Consider the following 19,399-nt stretch of genomic DNA (forward strand, 5'->3'; position numbering starts at 1 on the left):
AATTAGCAGGATGCTAACGTCAGAATTACCAGAGACTTCAAGGAGTGAAGCATGGCAATGTCCCTTACTAAACAGCATGGTTTTACCCTATTAGAACTAATGGTGGTAATTGCTATTATTTCAATTTTAGCGGCATTTAGTGCCCCAACGTTTGTACGTCAAATCACGAAAGCAAAACTGGTTGAGGCGGAAAATTTGGCCACCCAAAACCAGTCTTTAGTAGAAGAATACATCCTTCTGAACGGTAAATTTCCAGCTGAACAGGCCTTTAAAACGCTGACTCAACCCCTTCCAGATGACTCAATAGCCAAAAGTATTAGGGTCACAAATCCAACTAAAGCGACAGGAAATATTGTCATCACACTTAATGATGATACCGGCATCGATGCTGGTCAAACCATTACCTATACTCGTGATAAAAACCGTCAGTGGCATTGTGAATCCGATTTGAAAACATCGGTTTTACCCCCTAAGTGCACCAGTATTAAGACATCGCCTTTGGAGGGCAATTAAATGACCCTAGAAGAAATTCTCCTGAGAGCCACTCAGTCTAATGCGACAGACATACATATTGAGCAAACCAAAGAACATATTCAGGTTTCCCTGCGTCATTTAGGGCAAGTCTCGCCGCTAACTAAGCTGGATGCATCCAACACACTAATTAACCGAGTAAAAATGCGTTCCAATTTAGACCTATCTGAAACACGGCGTAATCAAGAAGGACAGTTTACTTTCTCTCATCAACAACAAGATACTTTTGTGCGAGTGAGTATCATCGCTACTGTAAAAGGTGAAAAAGTTGCAATGAGGCTGTTGCCAGAGAAGTGTCGCTTTGATCTCGATAGAATTGGTATGCCCCCCTTGTTATTAAAGGCCTTAAAATATGCGCTTGATATGGGCAGTGGCTTAATTTTAGCCTGTGGGGCAACTGGTGCTGGGAAAAGTACCACGCTATATTCTTGCTTAAATTATCTAAATAAAAAGGGGAATAAAACACTCTTCACTATAGAAGACCCCGTCGAGTATGAGATACCCAATGTATACCAATGTGAACCTAATCCAAGCATTGGGCAACACCCAACGACTATATTAAAATCGCTACTGAGACAAGACCCAGATGTTATCATGATTGGTGAAATCAGAGATTCGGAAACAGCCAATCTCGCTTTATCCGCTGCTTTAACAGGACACTTAGTCTTAGCGACATTGCATACCAACTCAGCGTTAGATGCGGTTTATCGATGTCATAACTGGAATGTAGATTTTTTCTCATTTGTTAGCTCTGTCCGTTTGATTATTCATCAAAACATGAACTATCAAAAAGACAGCCAACATGCACGGTTCACTGCCCTTGCTCCTAGATGGCAAGGGACCCTACCTTTAGATTACCAAACTCTATTATCCTCACCTAAGCTCTGGTGTGCTTACAATAAATCCAATATTCATAGTGATGTCGATGCCTTGGTATAAGATCCAATCTCAAAAAGACCACAAGCAGTACCATTTTTTTGACTCAGAAAAGGACTTGCAGCTCTTTCTTATTAACCAGGGAACGTGGCGAGTTAAATGGTCCGTTTGGCACCCAAAAAAATTTAATTACAAGCGATTATTAGGTTTCTACCAAGAGCTGCAGAGTGCGCTGCAATCTGGGTTTCAAATTAATCAAGCAATAGACAATCTGTCTCAGATAAGCAGCGACTCACACCTTTCAAAAAACAGTCAAGCGATTCTAGAAGAAATGAAAAAGGGCACGGACTTTAATCGGATTATTTCCAACCTTAGTACCACTCACGCCCAAGCATATTGCAAGTTAATCCGACCTGAAGGCTCAAGAGAAGATTTGGAGCAAAGTTTATCAGTGTCGATTTTACAATTAGAGACGCTGTTAAACTGGTCAAACCGACTATTGAAAAGTATTGCTTATCCCTTTTGTATCATTCAAATCTCTCTGATTATGAAAATACTGCATACGTTCTTTTTGACCAAGGCGACAAGCCACCACCTACTCGACATCCTATTGGATATCAGCCTTTACTCTATTACCACCCTAATACAAGGTTATGTTGCCATCAGCTTGGCCAACGGTAATGCCAGTAACCTATTTGAAAGGCTGAATCCACATTTTCGTTTAGCGAAATTATTTGCTCTTTTGGAGACAACACGTAAAACGGGCTCTCCTCTACAACAAGCACTTTATTCAATGCCTCGTTATTTTGAACACAGTGGTATAAAACACGATATCTTAATGGTGTATTACAAACTAAAACTTGGACAGGATTATCAGCAAAGCTTCCCAATATATTGGTTTCCCAATGAAGCAAGAGTTGCCCTACACTCCACTTCTCAAGGCGGCAGTATAGAACGAGCCCTCAAACTGGCAAAGCTCCAACACACTAAAAAATGGTCGAAAGCCGTGTCCTTATACGAAAAACTCATTCCAGCTTTGTGCCTGATCATCGCCGGTAGCTTTGTCACTTCATCTTTGTTATCGCTTTATAGACCACTATTAGAGATCCCTTAAATGTTATTAACTCCAACTCAATCGTCTTTTTTTGCCCTTATCATTCTTAGCTTTGGCAGCTTTGCTGCTTTATTTACTGTTCGCTGGCCGCGTTTAAGCGAGTATCTATGGCAAAAGGAGGCGCACAATGCTCTCGGTATACCTTTTGAGGCTGAAATACCAGAAAGCATATCGACTGGACGCTCACGGTGCGAGAGTTGCCATCACACACTCTCTTGGAAAGACTTAATCCCAATACTTAGTTATGGCTTGTTACAAGGCCGATGCCGATATTGCCAAATGCGGATTTCACCACATTATGTCCTTATAGAAAGTACTTGCTTATGTATCTGTCTCCCTCTTTTAATAACTTGCCACGACCTAATAGAGCTGTCACTCAATAGCCTATTGATGTGTTCCTTGCTTACTGCTGCCATTATCGACTACCAGCATAAACTCATTCCAGACGAGTGTTGTTTAATTGCCCTTGCCGCCGCTCTACTCCTAAACATCCACTCGGGCACATTGGAAAATGCGGTTCTTGGTATGATTGTGGGGTATAGTGCTGTTTACCTTCTGCGTTGGGGATACTTGAAAATTAGAAACATTGAAGCCATCGGGTTGGGAGATGTCAAACTTCTTGCTACGCTTGGAGCATGGCTAGGGGTATTACATTTAACTACGTTGTTACTCTATGCTAGCTTAATAGGGATATTGTATATTTTACTGTACCGTGAAAAAAACAAAGAGCCGATTCCCTTTGGACCGTTTTTGTTTCTTTCAGGGATCATTCATTATTATTATTTGAATTTATGACTGTAGAAAAAAAAATACCTATTGTTGGACTGGCTGGTGGCATCGGGTCAGGAAAGTCAACTATTGCGACTATTTTTAATGAACTCGGAATACAAAGTGTTGATGCCGATGACGTTGCTCGTGACGTTGTTGCTGTAGGGTCTTATTGTCTCAATGAGATCCAGAAGCATTTTGGCAAAGAGATATTGCAACAAGATGGTTGTTTGAATCGTAAAGCCCTCCGTGACATTATTTTCAAACAGCCTAAAGAGAAGCTGTGGCTTGAGTCCTTAACTCATCCAATTATTCGCGATAACCTTCAAACGAGATTAGCTCAATCAACTTCAACATACGTACTATTGGTTCACCCTCTTTTATTTGAGACAAAACAGAACACTATTTGCAGATTGACGGTTGCTATAGATGCCTCTTCTAAAACTCAAAGGGAAAGAGTATTAGTAAGAGATAATGTATCTTCGGAGCAGATAGATAGTATCTTTGCCAGTCAATTAACTAATGAAGAGCGTTTAAAAAAAGCTGATCTCATCATCAACAATGATAATGATATTAATGATTTAAGAAATAAAGTAAAAAAATTACATAATCAAATTTTAGAGCTATTATAAGAGAACGAGTATTAAAAATGACCATGATTGCATGCCCTACTTGCCAAAAAAAAACAGAATGGAGCACCGATAATGTTGATCGCCCTTTTTGCAGTGCAAAATGCAAGTTAATTGACCTAGGGGAATGGGCTAGCGAGTCTTACGCCATCCCACAGCAGACATCAGATGAAGAGGAAATATTTTCCGGTACGCTAGAGTCAGACCCAAATAAATCATTTCTTTAACTCTCATTAGACAAAACGGATCCTTGTATGGATAGTAGCGATTTTGCAAATAAAAAAGCTTTGCTCATAGAAGATATGGCCGAAGCTCGCATCATGCAAAAGAAAATGCTAAGCGATTTTGGCTTTCAGCACATTGAAATTGCGATGAAAGCGGAAACAGCGATGGAGCTACTAAAAACACAATCTTTTGATGTTATTTTATCTGATTACAACCTCGGTAATGGTAAAGACGGCCAACAACTTTTGGAAGAAGTTCGACACTCCAATCTTATTCCTAATACTGCGACCTACTTGATGGTAACGGCGGAAACGTCTATCGAAATGGTAATGGGGGCTATTGAATTCCAACCTGATGGCTACATTACCAAGCCGTTTTCACAAGCTGTTTTACAACGACGCTTAAGCAAGCTGTTAGAGATGAAGAGTCGCCTCTATACAGTCAATAAAGCCTTAGATCAAAAAGATTACGATAAGGCCATGGAAGAAGCAAAAAAGGTTATGGAACAGCACCCTTCTTTAGAGGGGAAATGTCAACGAGTTATCGGCGATTGCCTATTAGAAAAAGAGCAATATGAGCAAGCTTTAACCTTGTTTGGCAATATCTTGCAAGATAGAAAGATGCCATGGGCTCTTTTTGGTGAAGCCAAAGCCTGTTTCTACATGGGGATTCTCGATAAGGCGGAAAATAAATTTCGACAGTTGATGCTTGATAATCGCTTTTTTGTTAGTGCTTATGATTGGCTTGCTAAAATAAAAACTGCGCAAAAAAAACATCACGAGGCGCAGTCCATTCTACTAGAAGCCCTGCAACGCTCTCCCAAAAATTTACTAAGACAAATCCACCTTGGCGAGCTAAGCTTTACAATAGGTGATTATTTAACAGCAGAAATGGCTTTTCGCCGTGCTGTATTTCTTGCCAAACACTCTTGCTACAATACATCGGGGGTCTATCTCCACCACATTGAGTCCATTGTCAAACTCGCTGAGTCTGCACCCTTACAAAGCAGACAAAAAGAACAATTTAATATTACACTTAAAAAAATACATCGTTATTTTTTCGAAGAGCCAGATACCAGAGCAAAAACTTATTCTTATCAACTAGAATTGGCCCTGTTAGAGAAAGATTTGGTTACAGCAAAGGGCTTTTTGAAGCTTTGGGAACAAGAAGCAGAGTCCGGTGAGGCTACAGCACCAACCGACCAACAACTTACTCATTACCACGTCGCTTTTGGGGAACAAAATGAAGAAAATGGACATTAGTACTATCTTAGCAAGCGCCATCCATGAGAGTAAGAACCAAGTTGGCACTCTTTTATATCAGCTCCAAGGACTCAAGGAGTCAATTCCTGAGAGTGATAGTAAAAATAAAAAAATTACGGTTATTGAAGAGTCTTTAAAAAAGCTCAATGACGAGTGGGTGGAATACCTTTACTTATATAAACTGGCTTCGGATGGGTATCAGCTTCATGTCGATACCTTTTCTATTGACGAATTTTTAGATGATCAGGTCTTTGCACTACTCGGCTCTGCAAATGCAAAAAACCTCAAATTAACTTATGCATGCCCTGAAAACCTGATGGGTGTATTTGATGAAAGATTGATGACTGCCGTCGTAGGCACTGCTGTATATAATGCACTGAGGTTTGCCCGAAGCTCAATAGAAATCAATGCCGCTATAGAAGATGACTACCTCGTTATTGGCATTGATGACGACGGAGATGGATTTGATAATAATGAAGAGGAAGATTTAGTCGAATCCAACACGGGACTAGGCCTCTACTTTGCTCAGCTCTCAGCGAATGCCCACATCAGTAAAGGAAAATCAGGCTTCTTGAAAAAAGAAAGCTCACCGAGGTTAAAAGGTGCTCGCTTAGCTATTTATCTCCCGCAATAAACTGGCTTCTACTCCCATATATATTTATATCATCAATGAGTGCCACATAAGTACAAAGCCTAGTGGCACTATGCATTCCAACACCATATCAGGGAATAAAAATCTGGAAACGACTGCCTCCTAACTCGCCATCATTATCCAACTTCACCCAACCTTTTACTTTTTTACTATGATGCATATGGGCAATGCTATGGCAGAAATACCAAGCTAACATTTGATTTGTTAAATTAGCCAACTCTTTTTCAGTTACCACATTCGCAAAGTCTTCCAAAACAAAGTCAGGGTAGCCGTGACCATTATCTTCCAGTGTAATAATCGCACCATCATCAACAGGACAAACCTTGATATCAATACGATTATCTGTGTATCGGGCCGCGTTGACCAGTGCTATGTCTAAAACTTGAGAAAGTATTGCTGCATCACTATAAACATATATTTGCTCATCAATATCAAAATCAACTTGTACGTTAAATCGTGACAATAGCGCAGCATGAGAAATCATTCTCTCTTCAATCAGCTCCAGTATATACACTTCTTTGAACTGCAAGCTCAATTTTTCATTTTCAAGTAAATAAAGACTATAAAGCTGCTCAGTGCTATTTTGTAGCCGAGTGACTTCATAGTGCAGCGTTTTTGCCTCAAATCTATCTAATGAAATCCCTTTATCATCTGTTGGCATCTTCTCAAGCGTATGCTGCAGCAAATTTAGAGAGTTTTTCATATCTTGAATAGACGCATCCATTACGTGATAAAACTCATTTTTTCTTTCTACGTCGTTCATGACTATAATTGCTCACTTTTAGAGATTAGCTTTTTCAACTTAATATAACGAGAATACTGCTTATGAGTCGATGTAATATGACCCGCTCTCGTTAAGGCTTGTTTACATTCTGCTAATAAAAATGCGTCCTTCGATTTTTTCTCCATCTTTTTTAGGGCCGCTTGAATATAGTTCATATTAAGCCCTGGATGATGAGGCGATATTTTTATAGCTTCTTCAAATAACTCAATTGCTTCATCAAAATCATTTTGTGCGTAAGCGGCCAATCCACTGCCATTGATTGCTTTCGCCTTACCTCTTGCACCAATTGGAATAGGCTCATCTAAAAAATCGGACATGGCTTTGGATTGAGCGCTTGTTAACGTATTGTTGGCGGCTAACTCCTTCCATGCTTGTTTAGCCTCTTCTTCTTTGCCTGCTAAATATAATGACTTACCTAGCTGAATACGAACATCGATTGTGTTTGAATCAGGTGATTGCTCTATTAACTTCTGTGCAGATGCCAATGTTTCATCACGGAGCTTTGTTTGCCCTTGGCGAGCATAAACTCGACTCTCAGATAGTGCTTTTTTAATACGAATTTCATGATCATTTGTATACTTTTTAGAGACCTTATTTAGCGCAGCCAACGCCTCAGAAGCCATTCTTTTTTTATCCGATCCGGTTAATTCCGTTGCCGCCTCAGACAAAATTTCAGCTAATTGAAAATACTGCTCGGGAGACTCATTAATGGTGTTTGTGACAAGCTTGAGAGTTTGTTGACTCGCTTTTACCGCGCTCTGCGAGTCACCATTCTCTAAACTGATATCGACCATTTTTTGCTGTCGCTCATGGCGCAATGGAGAGATCTTTAAGGCTGACTCTAATACTTCTTGAGCCTGAGTATGCATTCCTTTATTTTCGAAACTTAGCGCCAGTAAGTCATATGCTTGAATACACTGGGGGAATTTTTGAACAAGAGTCTGGGCCGATTTAATCGCTTTATTCCAGTCCTCCTTGGCAACGTGCATACGAACCAGACCCAACAAAGCCCAGTCTATGTCTCTCACGGCTAACGTCTCTTCACAGAGGGTCGTCAGCTTTTCCCATGATTTTAATTCTAAATAGGCATCGATAAGGGTTCGTTTACACCAAGGAGAGTAGCGGCCTTCATGCTGAATGTGCGCATTACATAGTGTTACCACTTTTTCATAATGCTTATTAGAAAAGGCCTTTTTTATATCTTCTAATTCAACATTCTGGGCAAATAGGCGCTCTATTCGTTTACTTAATACTCCTTCAGTAAAAGGCTTACCAAGGTAATCATCTGGTGATGATTCTAAAATACCAAATACAATATCACGACTTGTCTCAGCAGAAATAATAACAAAAAAAGCCGAGGGCTGGATGAGGTTTAGCTGACGTAACTCATCCAGCACTTGTAAACCATTTTTCCCATTACCTAGCCGAAAATCACATAAAATCAGATCGTATTTCTTTGCCCGACATGCATCAATCACCCCTTTTCCTGTCGCAGTTTGATCAATCTGCCCAATGCCAATTGTCGTTAACATTTGCTTAACAGATTTTCGAGAGTTCTCAAACTCATCAGCAATCAGTGCTGAGTAGTTTGCATAAGATGTAAAAGCCTGGGCGCTTGTTTTTTTAAGAGTGTCTTTATTCACTTCATACCCATTAATCTATTGACCTTAAAAACGTTGTCAACTTTTCACCCGCGTCCTCAATGTGTTTTTTCAAAAGAGACAGCGCGGCCGACTTCTTTTTTAACTGAATCAACGTCAGTAGCTCATGATGATCTTGTTGGCTTTGGCTTTTATAGCCCATCGGTCCATATTGAAAGCCAATATAACGAGTCACTTGTTGATTAATACTAGACACAGTCTTCTGTAAGGTTTGCTTATCGGCAGGCAAATATAAAGCTTCATGAAAAAGCCAATTCAAATGCCCCTTCTCAATTAATGTTAGCTCATCTTTTTCAAGTATACTTAAGATACTGTGTGCTTTTAACATATCTTTTTGTTTAATAAAATCAAACGAGAATGACAGAAGAAGAACTTCTAACTGTGACCGCATTAAATACAGTTCTTCTGCTTCCTTCCAATTTAAATGAGGAACCATCAGCCCTGCTTTACCATGGGGAACTAGCCAGCCTTCTGCCTTTAAGGCAAGTAAAGAGTCTCGTATTGGTATTCTACTTACTCCATAGCGCTTTGATAACTCAGCCTGCCTTAATGGTGTTCCCTTAGGTAGCACATTATTTAAAATATCGTCTTTTATTTTCTCAGAAAGCACAATCAAACCTACTTTGATCTTATCATCTTTTGAAAAGCTTAAATGCTAATAAAAAGATGCCTCCTAGAATAATTCCCCAAAATGCCGAAGCAACGCCGAAAAATGACACGCCAGATGCCGTAACTAAAAATGTTACTAACGCTGGTTCCCTGCACATATCGTCAGACATGGCACTCTTTAGATTCATTGCGATGGTTCCGAGCAATGCAATACCCGCTACGGCTGCAACCATCGCTTGAGGGAAAGCCGAAAAAAGCGCCACCACTGAGGTCCCTGCCAACCCTGCGGCCGTATAAAAAATACCAGCAGACAATCCTGCAATATAACGACGCTTAGGATCCTTATGACAATCATCTCCAGAGCAGATAGCGGCAGTAATTGCAGCTAGGTTAAAGGCAAAACCTCCTAACGGAGCTAAGACAATAGAGGTTAACCCTGTCCAACTAATTAATGGAGAAACAGGTGTATTATAACGACTACTTCTCATGACAGTCACACCAGGAATATTTTGTGATGTCATCGTGACAATAAATAAAGGCACACCAACACCGAGCAACGCACCAAGATTCCATTGTGGCCAAACCCAAACAAACTGCCCTAGACCAACGGGAATATTAGTGAATAAAGCACCATGACTTCTCGCTAAGGCGTAGACAATACCGACGGTTAATACCGCCAGAACAACATACCTAGGCGAAATTAACTTAATAACAAGGTAAGTTGCAATCATCGTTGCAACCAAATAAGGGTCACTTTTGAGCGAGGTGAATATGCCTAGGCCAAACTCAAAAAGTACTCCAGCAAGCATAGCTGATGCAATGGGTACTGGCACCAGTCGCATGAGTTTTTCAAATACCCCAGATACACCGGTTAATAGAGTCAGCACACCGGCAAAAATAAATACGCCAATGGCATCCGCATAGCTGATACTTCCTAAACTGGTTGCTAATAGAGCCGCTCCTGGCGTTGACCAAGCGGTAATAACAGGGGTTTTATACCATAAGGAAAGAAAAAAACAGGTAAGACCCATGCCTAAACCTAGCGCCATAATCCAAGATACGGTGATATGAACGTCTGCCCCTGCGGCTTTTGCTGCCTGAAAAATAATGGCAACAGAGCTTGCGAAACCGATGAGAACCGCAACTAACCCTGCCATCACTGCACTAAAGCTTAAGTCTTTAAGTATAGACTGCATACTGGAATCCTCAAACAGCATGATTGAAAAAACCAACCATAGCGGAAAGGAGATAATTTTTGTATACATTTTTGAATTTAGGTATAAAAAAACCAAATTCAGAGCACTCACGCATAATTGCTTACTCTGAATTTGGTTAATTTATTAATCTAACGAGATCCGAATGAAACGGGGTATATCTTAAGAGTGTTATACCCCCTTATTGCCCTAAGTAGGCATTTAAGAAGGCTTTTGTCCTATCATGCTTAGGTGAGATAAAAATCTCTTCTGGCTTGCCCTCTTCTACTATGGCACCTTTATCAAAAAAACATACCCGATCGCTAATCTCACGAGCAAAATACATTTCATGAGTGACCAACAGCATCGTAAAGCTATCTTCCTTTACTAGGTTACGAATCACATCCAGCACTTCATCAACTAGCTCCGGATCAAGAGCAGAAGTGATTTCATCTAGCAACAAAATAGACGGTTTCATTGCTAAGGCCCTCGCAATGCCAACCCGTTGCTTTTGCCCACCAGATAAATCATTTGGGTAACTATTAGCTTTATCTGCCAATCCAACGAGATTGAGTAGTTTTTCTGCTGACTTTTCCGCATCTTCACGAGAGACCCCTTTAACGCGCATAGGAGCCTCTGTAATATTTCTTTTCACGCTCATATGAGGAAACAAATTAAAATGCTGGAACACCATCCCTAAGTGATTACGCATTTTATGTAGATGCTTGCTGTTTGCCGGAACGTATTGACCTTGCCAGTGCATATGCCACAAAGACTCCCCTGCAACATTAATATAACCACCGTCAATTCCCTCAAGCGTCATTAAAATCCTCAGAAGTGTGCTTTTACCTGATCCACTGGGCCCAATAATAGAGACAATTTCATTCTCTTCTACTGTAAAATTAAAATCGCTAAAAATGGTTGTGTCGCCAAAGCGTTTTTTTACGTTTTTAAATTCAATAATAGGCGTACTCATTTTAGGGTAAATCCTTCTTTAGGAAAGCGTTTTTCTACTTGATGAATACCAAATGCCGCGACAATACTAAACACTAGGTATAGAATTCCAACTAAGGTGAATGGCTCTAAATAGCGGAAGTTTTCAGAACCAATAATTTTTGCTACCTGTAACATTTCTAATAATGTAATGGCCGATAGCTGAGGCGTTTCTTTAAACATAGCAATAATATAATTGCCTGTTGCAGGAATCATTGGACGAATCGCTTGCGGTAAAACGATGTCTTTATAGGTATCGATTGTTGTTAAATTTAATGCTCGAGCAGCTTCCCACTGGCCTTTTTCAATGCCATCAATCCCGCTTCGAAATACTTCTGATAAATAGGCGCCATAGTGTAGACCAAGAGCAAACACCCCTGTCATCAAAGGAGACATGCTGATGCCAAACTCGGGCATCACATAATATAGAAAAAAGATTTGCACCAACAAAGGTGTACTTCGAATAAATTCGACTAACCAATATATACTATTGCGAAGAATTCGACTTGGGCTACGGCGTAAAAGAGCAAACACAAGCCCCATGAAAATGGCAAAAATACTACCCAGTAAGGTTGCTAACAACGTCACTTTAGCGGCAGACAAAATCATAGGAAGCACTTCCCACGCAAATGCCCAATCCCAACTAAAACCATTCATCAATTGATACCTCCGCGTCCCAAACCTTTACTTAAGCGCTTTTCTAACAATTTAAATAGAAGTGCTAGGGCTTGAGACATAATGAAATATAACAATAAAACAACCCCGAAAATCTCCCCTACTTGTAATGTCGTATCCGCAAGAGATTTCGCTTTGAAGGTTAAATCGCCAATTGTGATTAAAGAAACCAACGATGTTGCTTTAACAAGCTCGATGGCTAAGTTCCCAAAAGGTGGAATCATATTAACCAATGCTTGAGGTAAAATTATTCGCCAAACTCTTTGCCTCGCCGTAAAGTTCAATGCGATAGACGCTTCGTATTGCCCCTTAGGTACGGATTGCACTGCGCCTCGCACGACTTCTGTTCCATAAGCCCCAATATTCAGCCCCAACGCCACCACTGCGGCTGTCATGGCATCAATCGTAATACCGAAAAATGGTAATACAAAATAGATCCAATAAAGCTGAATTAACGCTGATGTCCCACGGAAAAACTCAATGTAGAAAATAGCAATTTGCTTAAATGGCGCGGGTGAATAGAGTCGTATCAAACCGAAAATAAAGGCCATTACGGCGGCGAGAGGCAAGGCCATTGCCACGATTTTTATCGTGACAACAGCGCCTTGAAGTAAGACGGAGACTATTTCTCCAAATTCCATGAGTCTGATTCCTTTATTTTATTGACATAGTTTTGCCGCCGTCATATTGCCTGGTAAGGTGTACTTACCAAAACCATATGGTTCAACCATAGCAAGGTGTGCTTTTGATCCAATAAAGCCTTTTAATTCTTTGTTAAAAGCATTACGTAGCGATTTGTCTGATGGACGGAAACCAAAACCACCATAACCTTTAATCGATTTACCTTTGATCTTCAATGGCGTGAAGGGCTGTGCTAACTCAACATGGTTGTCCTTCTTGTCCAACGACGCCATAGTTAGGCTGGTGCCCGCAAGTGCATCAATTCGGCCAGATTTAAGAGCAGCTACTCCAGATGGATAATCCGGTAGAACAACAATTTTGCTTAAACCTATGCCGAAGTCACGAGCATAACCGTATTCGACAGAACCAGACATCACCCCTAACTTAACATCATCCTTTTTGACATCTCCATATCCATGAAGATTGGCAGGGTTACCATTTTTGACCAGAAAGCCTTCGCCAATGCTATAAGTTGGGTTTGAAAACAGAATTTGTTTACAACGTTTTGGAGTAATGTACATGCCTGCGGCAATCACATCAAAACGCCCTGCACGAAGTCCAGGAATGAGAGAACCAAACTCTGTTACCACGACTTTAACGTGCTTAACTCCCAGCTCATGTAAAACATGAACTGCAATCGTTGGCGCCTCACCTGCTGGCTTCCCTTCCGGTGTTGTGTAGCCATAAGGTACCTCATTCGCTACACCGATGGTGACCGTTCCTGATTTTTTTATCTTGGTTAAAGTATCGCCTGAGGCCGATACGGCAAAAAAAGCCACAGCAAAAGTTATTAGAGATATAATATATTTTCCCACTATTTTTTTCATTTTGTCCTCTTCCTTTTGTGATTTATCACTGAATTTCCCAGAAAACTACTCTATAACACTAAATAAATTACAGAAAATGATCAAGAATTAATTAGTTCTGTAATGTTTTTGGTTGATAGTTTCAGACATTTTGGCCTGTATTTTAACGAGTTAAGAACCCAGCTAGGATATACGGCATTGACACAAATACGCCAAAGAAGGGGACGATTAAGACAGGCAACATAAAAACTCTTGATGAAGTTGCCTTGAATGAACAGGTTTATATGAAAGCCTGAGACTTAGACGAGTTATTCGTACCTTAGCTACTCAAGAAACGGTATAATGTGACACTACGCGTGTAGAAAACTCAGTATGACGCGCAAATAAGCGCTCTGTTTAGGTTAAGAAGACACGAATTAAGTTAGAACATCAGCTCAGGTTAGCCCAATGACACCAAATGAATTAGACAACATTATAAAATCGCTTTCTAACCCAGCCAGACGAGATATCCTAAGCTGGTTAAAAATGCCTCATTTGGAGTTTCAAGGACAGTCCAATTATCAGTATGGTGTCTGTGTTGGTAAAATTTTTGAAAAGTCCGGCTTATCACAATCGACTGTGTCATCTCATTTAGCCAACCTCCAACGTGCGGGGCTTGTATCATCAACTCGTCAAGGTCAGTGGGTCTATTACCAACGAAATGAGGCTATTATTGAAGAATTTGCTGAACTTCTTAGAAAAACACTATAAATCACTCAATTATTTAGTTAAATTCAATAAAAAGGCCGTCATCAGTAGATGACAGCCTTTTAAATGATCTATAAATAAGACTAAAAATCGCCGTTATTTAATTTCTAGTGCTTGCTCTTCAATACGAGCCTTCCATTCCGCTGGACCAGTCACATGTACAGATGTTCCTTTAGAGTCGACAGCAACAGTAACTGGCATATCAACCACATCAAATTCATAAATCGCTTCCATTCCCAATTCAGGAAAAGCGACTACATCTGCTTTCTTGATCGCTTTTGATACTAGATAAGCAGCGCCGCCCACAGCCATTAAGTAGACAGCACCAAATTCTTTAATAGCCTCGATAGCAATTGGGCCACGTTCGGCTTTACCAATCATACCAAGCAGACCTGTTTTTTCTAGGACTGTATGAGTGAACTTATCCATACGAGTAGATGTGGTTGGGCCAGCTGGGCCAACCGCCTCCTCGCGTACTGGATCAACAGGTCCTACGTAATAGATAAAGCGTCCTTTCAAGTCAACCGGCAGCTCTTCTCCATTGGCCATCATTTCGACCATTTTCTTGTGAGCAGCGTCACGGCCAGTTAGCATCTTACCATTTAGCAGGATGGTTTCGCCGGGATTCCAGCTTTGAACTTCTTCTGGTGTTACTTCGTTCAAGTTAACACGGCGTACACTATCTCCGACTTCCCAAGTAATTTCCGGCCAATCATCCAAAGATGGTGGTACTAAATCCGCTGGGCCAGAGCCATCTAAGACAAAGTGTGCATGGCGAGTCGCCGCACAGTTTGGAATCATTGCCACAGGTAAAGAAGCGGCGTGGGTTGGATAATCCATGATTTTCACATCAAGAACCGTTGTTAAACCACCAAGACCTTGCGCACCAATACCCAAGTTGTTGACTGCATCAAAGATGGCAAGACGAAGCTCTTCCACACGGTTTTGAGGGCCACGCTCTTTAAGCTCGTGAATATCAACAGGCTCCATCAAAGATTCTTTTGCCATGACCATGGCCTTCTCTGCGGTACCACCAATCCCAATCCCCAACATACCTGGAGGACACCAGCCTGCTCCCATAGTAGGAACCGTCTTCTTGACCCATTCAACAATATCGTCAGAAGGGTTCAGCATTGCCAGTTTGGATTTGTTTTCTGAACCGCCACCTTTTGCGGCAACATGAACTTCTACCGTGTCACCGGGCACCACTTCCATATGTATTACCGCAGGGGTGTTGTCTTTGGTGTTTTTGCGCGCACCAGCAGGATCAGCCAGGATGGAAGCACGTAAGACATTCTCAGGAAGTGTATACGCGCGGCGCACACCTTCATTAATCATATCGGAGACGCTCTTCGTTCCTTCCCATTGAACGTTCATACCAATTTTTATAAAAACAGTTACGATGCCAGTGTCTTGGCATATCGGACGCTTCCCTTCAGCGCACATACGAGAATTAATCAGAATCTGAGCCATTGCATCTTTCGCTGCAGTACTCTCTTCTCTTTCATAGGCTTCATGAACGGCTTTAACGAAATCTAACGGGTGGTAATAGGAAATAAATTGCAGCGCGTCTGCTACGCTATCAATCAAATCACTCTCTTTGATAATGCTCATGCATCTCTCCTGCTGAGGATTACGAATCAATCGAAGGCAAAATGGTAAAAGATGCGCGAGCGCAAAGAAAGACCTAGAGTCTATTTAGACAAGATATACAGTGCATTCACAAAATAAATATAGCAAGAATACAGTATACCCTCGCAACATCGAGCAAAAAACAACCAGTCATTCTTCTAAACAAAAACGATAACCAACCCCTGCTTCAGTTTTTAAATATTTTGGATTAACAGGGTCATCCCCTAATTTCTGACGAAGATGACTGACAACAATACGCAGATAATGCGTATCGTCAATATGGCTCGGCCCCCAAATCTCTTTGAGTAGTTGTGTTTGCGTAATAACACAATTAGGCGAACTCGCTAGAATCGCCAATACGCCATACTCTTTAGGGGTGAGAACAATTTGAGCATCATTAAGACGAACCTCGCGCCTTGATAAATCGATGTATAACTTACCATCGTCGATAACAGCCAGTTGATCAGGCTTAATATTATCTCTTAAACACACCCGTATTCGAGCAAGCAACTCGATGACACTAAAGGGTTTCGTAATGTAGTCCTGAGCACCGGAATCCAATGCTGCAACTTTTTCCTTATCATGATTTCGTACTGATAATACAATGGTCGGCACCGAACTCCATGAGCGCATTTCACGTAATACCTGATGTCCATCCATATCTGGCAAACCAAGATCAAGAATGACCAGGTTAGGTTGATGACGAACAATGGTCATTAGCCCTGCTTCGCCATTCTCAGCTTCAATCACTTCATAACCTTCGCTCCCAAGAGCAACTCGTAACATGCGACGAATCTGAGACTCATCGTCAATCACTACTATTTTAATGCCCACAAACTACCGCTTTATTTGTTAAGAATTTGGTTCACCATACTCTAAAGGCAACTCGACTATAAAACGAGTCCCCCTGCCTCCAGCCCCGTTACGGGCACAGACTGTTCCGCCATGTGCACCAATCATGCCACGGCAAATAGCCAAGCCCATACCTGTACTTTTACTTTTTTTGTCGCCATCTGAAACAATATAAAACATGTTAAAAATGTGCTCCTGCTCATCCTTTGGAATTCCTGGTCCTTTATCTTCTATGGTTATTCGACAGGTTTTAGCGTCCACAATAAGCTTCACCGTAATCGCTTCTTTTTCCGGAGAATAACGCACAGCATTTTCCAAAATATTAAACAAAGCCTGCTCAATCAGTGCTGCATGTACATACAACACTGGAGCGTCGTCTGTTAAAGCCCAATTGACTTTTGCATGAGAAAAATAACGTTTTAATCGATTCAAAGCACTGCCAATAATATCATCAACCGAAACCCAATCTCGTTGGATTTTCAAGCCACCATAACCGAGCCGAGTCATATCTAGAAGATTCTGAATGTAACTGTCTAAGCGATGGCTTTCTTGTAAAATCGTATCGACCAATTCTTCCTTGTCACTAACACTCAATTGCTTATCCAACATTTTCAAGCTTTCAGCCGCTCCCATCATAGCTGACAAGGGGGATTTAAGGTCATGGGAAACAGACGATAGCAAGGATGAGCGAATTTGCTCCACTTCTGTCTTAACACGAGCTGATTCTAAATCAGACACCAACCGCACTCGTCGCCAAGTACTGGCACCTTGCTGAAGCATAGATTCGACCAAATCCCTTTCAAAAGGAAAAAAATGTTCTTGCTCCGCTGACCAGCGAATCAATAACCCACCAATCACTATATTTTCTTGTTTAACTGGCAAAACCGTAATACGGGACGCATTTAATGTTTGTGTGAATCGACCTGCTTGCTCGCCGTGTGTTAAAGACCAAGCTATTGCAGATTCTTCCACTTGAGATAAAGAAAAATTTACCTGTTTAACATGCGATTCATTGTCACTACCTTCGGGGTAGGCAAAAAAACATTTCGCACCAAGCAGAGAGGATGCTTTCTCACACAGTGAATCCCAAAGAGTTGCTTCACTTTCAACAACGGACAGTCGTTGAGCCATGTCTTTTAACGCTTCGGTATAACGGTTTGACTCTTTCAGTAAAATAAATTGATTTCGAATGCGTGATGCCGCTGGACCACTCAACAAGCCTAATACCACTAAAAACACCAAGGTAGCAATATCGTCTTGTTGGTTAACTTTAAACGTATAAATCGGCTCTGTTAGAAAGAAATTGAAGCTTAAAAAAGCCCAAATCGCCGTCGCCAACGCAGGTCTGGTGCCATATTTAAGCCCCACCAACACAATCGAAATAACATACAATAAAACTAAGTTACCACTGCTTAAAAATTGCTGAAGAGGACAAGCAATGAGAGTCGCGAGCGCCACACCTATAACACCATAAATATGCCCACGATAATCCCCGAACAAAGTACCACGACGCTGCCAGTTCGTCTTTTGCGATACGATCTCTGGGGATTGGTACACACACACTTCAAGTGGTAAGTTGGATTCTATCAACTGGTGGTAAAGGCGTTTTTTCCAAAACCCCCAGCGACGTTTGGCCCCACTGCCTACCAACACGGTATTCACTCTTTGCTCTTCTAGATAAGGTAGGATGGCAGCACAGCAATTCTCACCCCTTAACGTATCTACTTGCGCTCCCAGATCTTTCGCAAGATTCATCACATTATTTAAGTGCTTGCGTTGTATGGCATTTTGGGTAATGCCTCTATCCACCCATACGACACACCAGGCTATCTGGCGTCTTTCAGCAATTTGTCGTCCAAGACGAACCAAATAACAATGATCGCTGCTGGCGCTGACCAAGACAATTAACTTATCTCTAATAGCGTATTTTTGAGCGCTACTTCCTTGCATTAAGGCTGTCTCTAAATAGCTATCTACTTGATGCATGGCTCGTTTCATTGCAAGCTCACGCAACGCAGATAAATTGGAGAGCGAAAAAAAAGTATCTAACGCCACTCGCGCGTATTCAGGAAGGTAAACTTTTCCTTGCTTAAGCCGATCAATCAACGCAATGGGGGGCAAATCAATAAAGCGAATGTCATAGGCATCGTCGATGACGTTATCCGGTACGCTCTCGTGAACCGTCACCCCTGTAATTTGAGCAACCACATCACGTAAACTCAAAATATGCTGAACATTTACCGTGGTATAGACGTTGATTCCAGCCGCTAATAATTCAGCAATATCTTGATACCGCTTAGTATGGCGACTTCCAGGGACATTGGTATGAGCAAGCTCATCCACTAAAATCAATTCTGGTTTTTGCTCAAGTGCTGCATCCAAGTCAAACTCAGTTAAAACAGTATCATGATAATGGACTTCCTTACGTGGTAAGACATTCAACCCCACCATTATGTCTTGTGTCTCTTTACGCCCATGAGTTTCCAACAAGCCAACGAGCACCTCGACACCTTGCTGAACGCTTTCCTTTGCCGCGCTAATCATTGCGTAAGTCTTCCCCACACCAGGAGCTGCACCAATAAAAATAGTCAGCTTGCCCTGCGAAGATTGCTGTAACGCATTTAAAATGGCGTCTGCTTTTTGATCACGATGCTCTTCACTCATTTTCGCGCCCTATGTGGTAAGTGCTTCAACTAATCTTATCTAGTC

20 protein-coding genes are annotated in these 19,399 nt (G+C 41.3%); 9 read left to right on the forward strand and 11 right to left on the reverse strand.

Translation table 11 applies throughout. The features are described from left to right. Positions 1-51 precede the first annotated feature (51 nt). The 8 genes from MSP8886_RS15360 to MSP8886_RS15395 are packed head-to-tail and all read left to right on the forward strand — an operon-like array spanning position 52 to position 6,039. Positions 52-513 carry a pilin gene (locus tag MSP8886_RS15360; protein WP_067018016.1) on the forward strand — a complete coding sequence of 154 codons (462 nt, stop codon included), beginning with the start codon at positions 52-54 and terminating at the stop codon, positions 511-513. After that, a complete protein-coding gene (locus tag MSP8886_RS15365; protein WP_067018018.1) occupies positions 514-1,470 on the forward strand; it encodes a GspE/PulE family protein in 957 nt (318 codons plus the stop codon). Then, positions 1,457-2,521 carry a type II secretion system F family protein gene (locus tag MSP8886_RS15370; RefSeq protein ID WP_067018020.1) on the forward strand — a complete coding sequence of 355 codons (1,065 nt, stop codon included), beginning with the start codon at positions 1,457-1,459 and terminating at the stop codon, positions 2,519-2,521. The genes MSP8886_RS15365 and MSP8886_RS15370 overlap by 14 nt, the downstream gene beginning before the upstream one ends. Then, the gene (locus MSP8886_RS21960) at positions 2,522-3,316 is read left to right on the forward strand and encodes a prepilin peptidase (protein WP_083200981.1); all 795 of its coding nucleotides are present in this window, start codon (positions 2,522-2,524) and stop codon (positions 3,314-3,316) included. Beyond that, entirely contained in the window at positions 3,313-3,921 is a 609-nt protein-coding gene (gene coaE, locus MSP8886_RS15380) for a dephospho-CoA kinase (RefSeq protein WP_067018024.1), read from the forward strand. The genes MSP8886_RS21960 and coaE overlap by 4 nt, the downstream gene beginning before the upstream one ends. 17 nt (positions 3,922-3,938) lie before the next feature. Then, complete coding sequence (locus MSP8886_RS15385; protein ID WP_067018026.1) at positions 3,939-4,145, forward strand: DNA gyrase inhibitor YacG; 207 nt, start codon at positions 3,939-3,941, stop codon at positions 4,143-4,145. A gap of 27 nt (positions 4,146-4,172) precedes the next feature. Continuing rightward, a complete protein-coding gene (locus MSP8886_RS15390) occupies positions 4,173-5,405 on the forward strand; it encodes a response regulator (RefSeq protein WP_067018028.1) in 1,233 nt (410 codons plus the stop codon). Further along, positions 5,386-6,039, forward strand: coding sequence for an ATP-binding protein (locus MSP8886_RS15395; RefSeq protein WP_067018029.1), 654 nt, complete (start codon positions 5,386-5,388; stop codon positions 6,037-6,039). The genes MSP8886_RS15390 and MSP8886_RS15395 overlap by 20 nt, the downstream gene beginning before the upstream one ends. Before the next feature lie 88 nt (positions 6,040-6,127). Here the strand turns inward: MSP8886_RS15395 and MSP8886_RS15400 are convergent, their stop codons facing one another. The 8 genes from MSP8886_RS15400 to ehuB form a co-directional block, all read right to left on the reverse strand. Further along, on the reverse strand, positions 6,128-6,820 hold the full coding sequence (locus MSP8886_RS15400) for a sensor histidine kinase (RefSeq protein ID WP_067018031.1): 693 nt from the start codon (positions 6,818-6,820) through the stop codon (positions 6,128-6,130). 2 nt (positions 6,821-6,822) lie between these two features. Further along, complete coding sequence (locus MSP8886_RS15405; protein WP_067018033.1) at positions 6,823-8,484, reverse strand: tetratricopeptide repeat-containing response regulator; 1,662 nt, start codon at positions 8,482-8,484, stop codon at positions 6,823-6,825. 10 nt (positions 8,485-8,494) lie between these two features. Beyond that, positions 8,495-9,112, reverse strand: a complete 618-nt coding sequence (locus MSP8886_RS15410) for a GntR family transcriptional regulator (RefSeq protein ID WP_245659113.1) — start codon at positions 9,110-9,112, stop codon at positions 8,495-8,497. Between the two features lie 22 nt (positions 9,113-9,134). Continuing rightward, complete coding sequence (locus MSP8886_RS15415) at positions 9,135-10,307, reverse strand: benzoate/H(+) symporter BenE family transporter (protein WP_067018035.1); 1,173 nt, start codon at positions 10,305-10,307, stop codon at positions 9,135-9,137. Between the two features lie 199 nt (positions 10,308-10,506). Further along, positions 10,507-11,280, reverse strand: coding sequence for an ectoine/hydroxyectoine ABC transporter ATP-binding protein EhuA (gene ehuA, locus MSP8886_RS15420; RefSeq protein WP_067018037.1), 774 nt, complete (start codon positions 11,278-11,280; stop codon positions 10,507-10,509). Further along, positions 11,277-11,954 (reverse strand): ectoine/hydroxyectoine ABC transporter permease subunit EhuD, encoded by a 678-nt coding sequence (ehuD, locus tag MSP8886_RS15425; protein WP_067018039.1) that lies wholly within the window; start codon positions 11,952-11,954, stop codon positions 11,277-11,279. The genes ehuA and ehuD overlap by 4 nt, the downstream gene beginning before the upstream one ends. Beyond that, complete coding sequence (ehuC, locus tag MSP8886_RS15430) at positions 11,954-12,613, reverse strand: ectoine/hydroxyectoine ABC transporter permease subunit EhuC (protein ID WP_067018041.1); 660 nt, start codon at positions 12,611-12,613, stop codon at positions 11,954-11,956. Before ehuC ends, ehuD begins: the two co-directional genes overlap by 1 nt. A gap of 18 nt (positions 12,614-12,631) precedes the next feature. Beyond that, positions 12,632-13,480: an ectoine/hydroxyectoine ABC transporter substrate-binding protein EhuB gene (gene ehuB / locus MSP8886_RS15435; RefSeq protein ID WP_067018043.1), complete on the reverse strand. Its 849-nt coding sequence runs from the start codon at positions 13,478-13,480 to the stop codon at positions 12,632-12,634. 426 nt (positions 13,481-13,906) lie between these two features. On the opposite strand from ehuB, the gene MSP8886_RS15440 reads away from it, so the two are divergent. After that, on the forward strand, positions 13,907-14,209 hold the full coding sequence (locus MSP8886_RS15440) for an ArsR/SmtB family transcription factor (protein WP_067018045.1): 303 nt from the start codon (positions 13,907-13,909) through the stop codon (positions 14,207-14,209). A gap of 93 nt (positions 14,210-14,302) precedes the next feature. Here MSP8886_RS15440 and MSP8886_RS15445 read toward each other — a convergent pair whose 3' ends face one another. The 3 genes from MSP8886_RS15445 to MSP8886_RS15455 all read right to left on the reverse strand — a co-directional run bounded on the left by MSP8886_RS15445 (position 14,303) and on the right by MSP8886_RS15455 (position 19,354). Then, positions 14,303-15,820, reverse strand: coding sequence for a fumarate hydratase (locus MSP8886_RS15445; RefSeq protein ID WP_067018047.1), 1,518 nt, complete (start codon positions 15,818-15,820; stop codon positions 14,303-14,305). A gap of 168 nt (positions 15,821-15,988) precedes the next feature. Continuing rightward, entirely contained in the window at positions 15,989-16,672 is a 684-nt protein-coding gene (locus MSP8886_RS15450; protein ID WP_083200982.1) for a response regulator, read from the reverse strand. Positions 16,673-16,690: 18 nt separating this feature from the next. Then, positions 16,691-19,354: an ATP-binding protein gene (locus MSP8886_RS15455; RefSeq protein ID WP_067018049.1), complete on the reverse strand. Its 2,664-nt coding sequence runs from the start codon at positions 19,352-19,354 to the stop codon at positions 16,691-16,693. Between the last annotated feature and the right edge of the window lie 45 nt (positions 19,355-19,399).

The organism is Marinomonas spartinae (genome assembly GCF_900089775.1).
Lineage (GTDB): Bacteria > Pseudomonadota > Gammaproteobacteria > Pseudomonadales > Marinomonadaceae > Marinomonas > Marinomonas spartinae.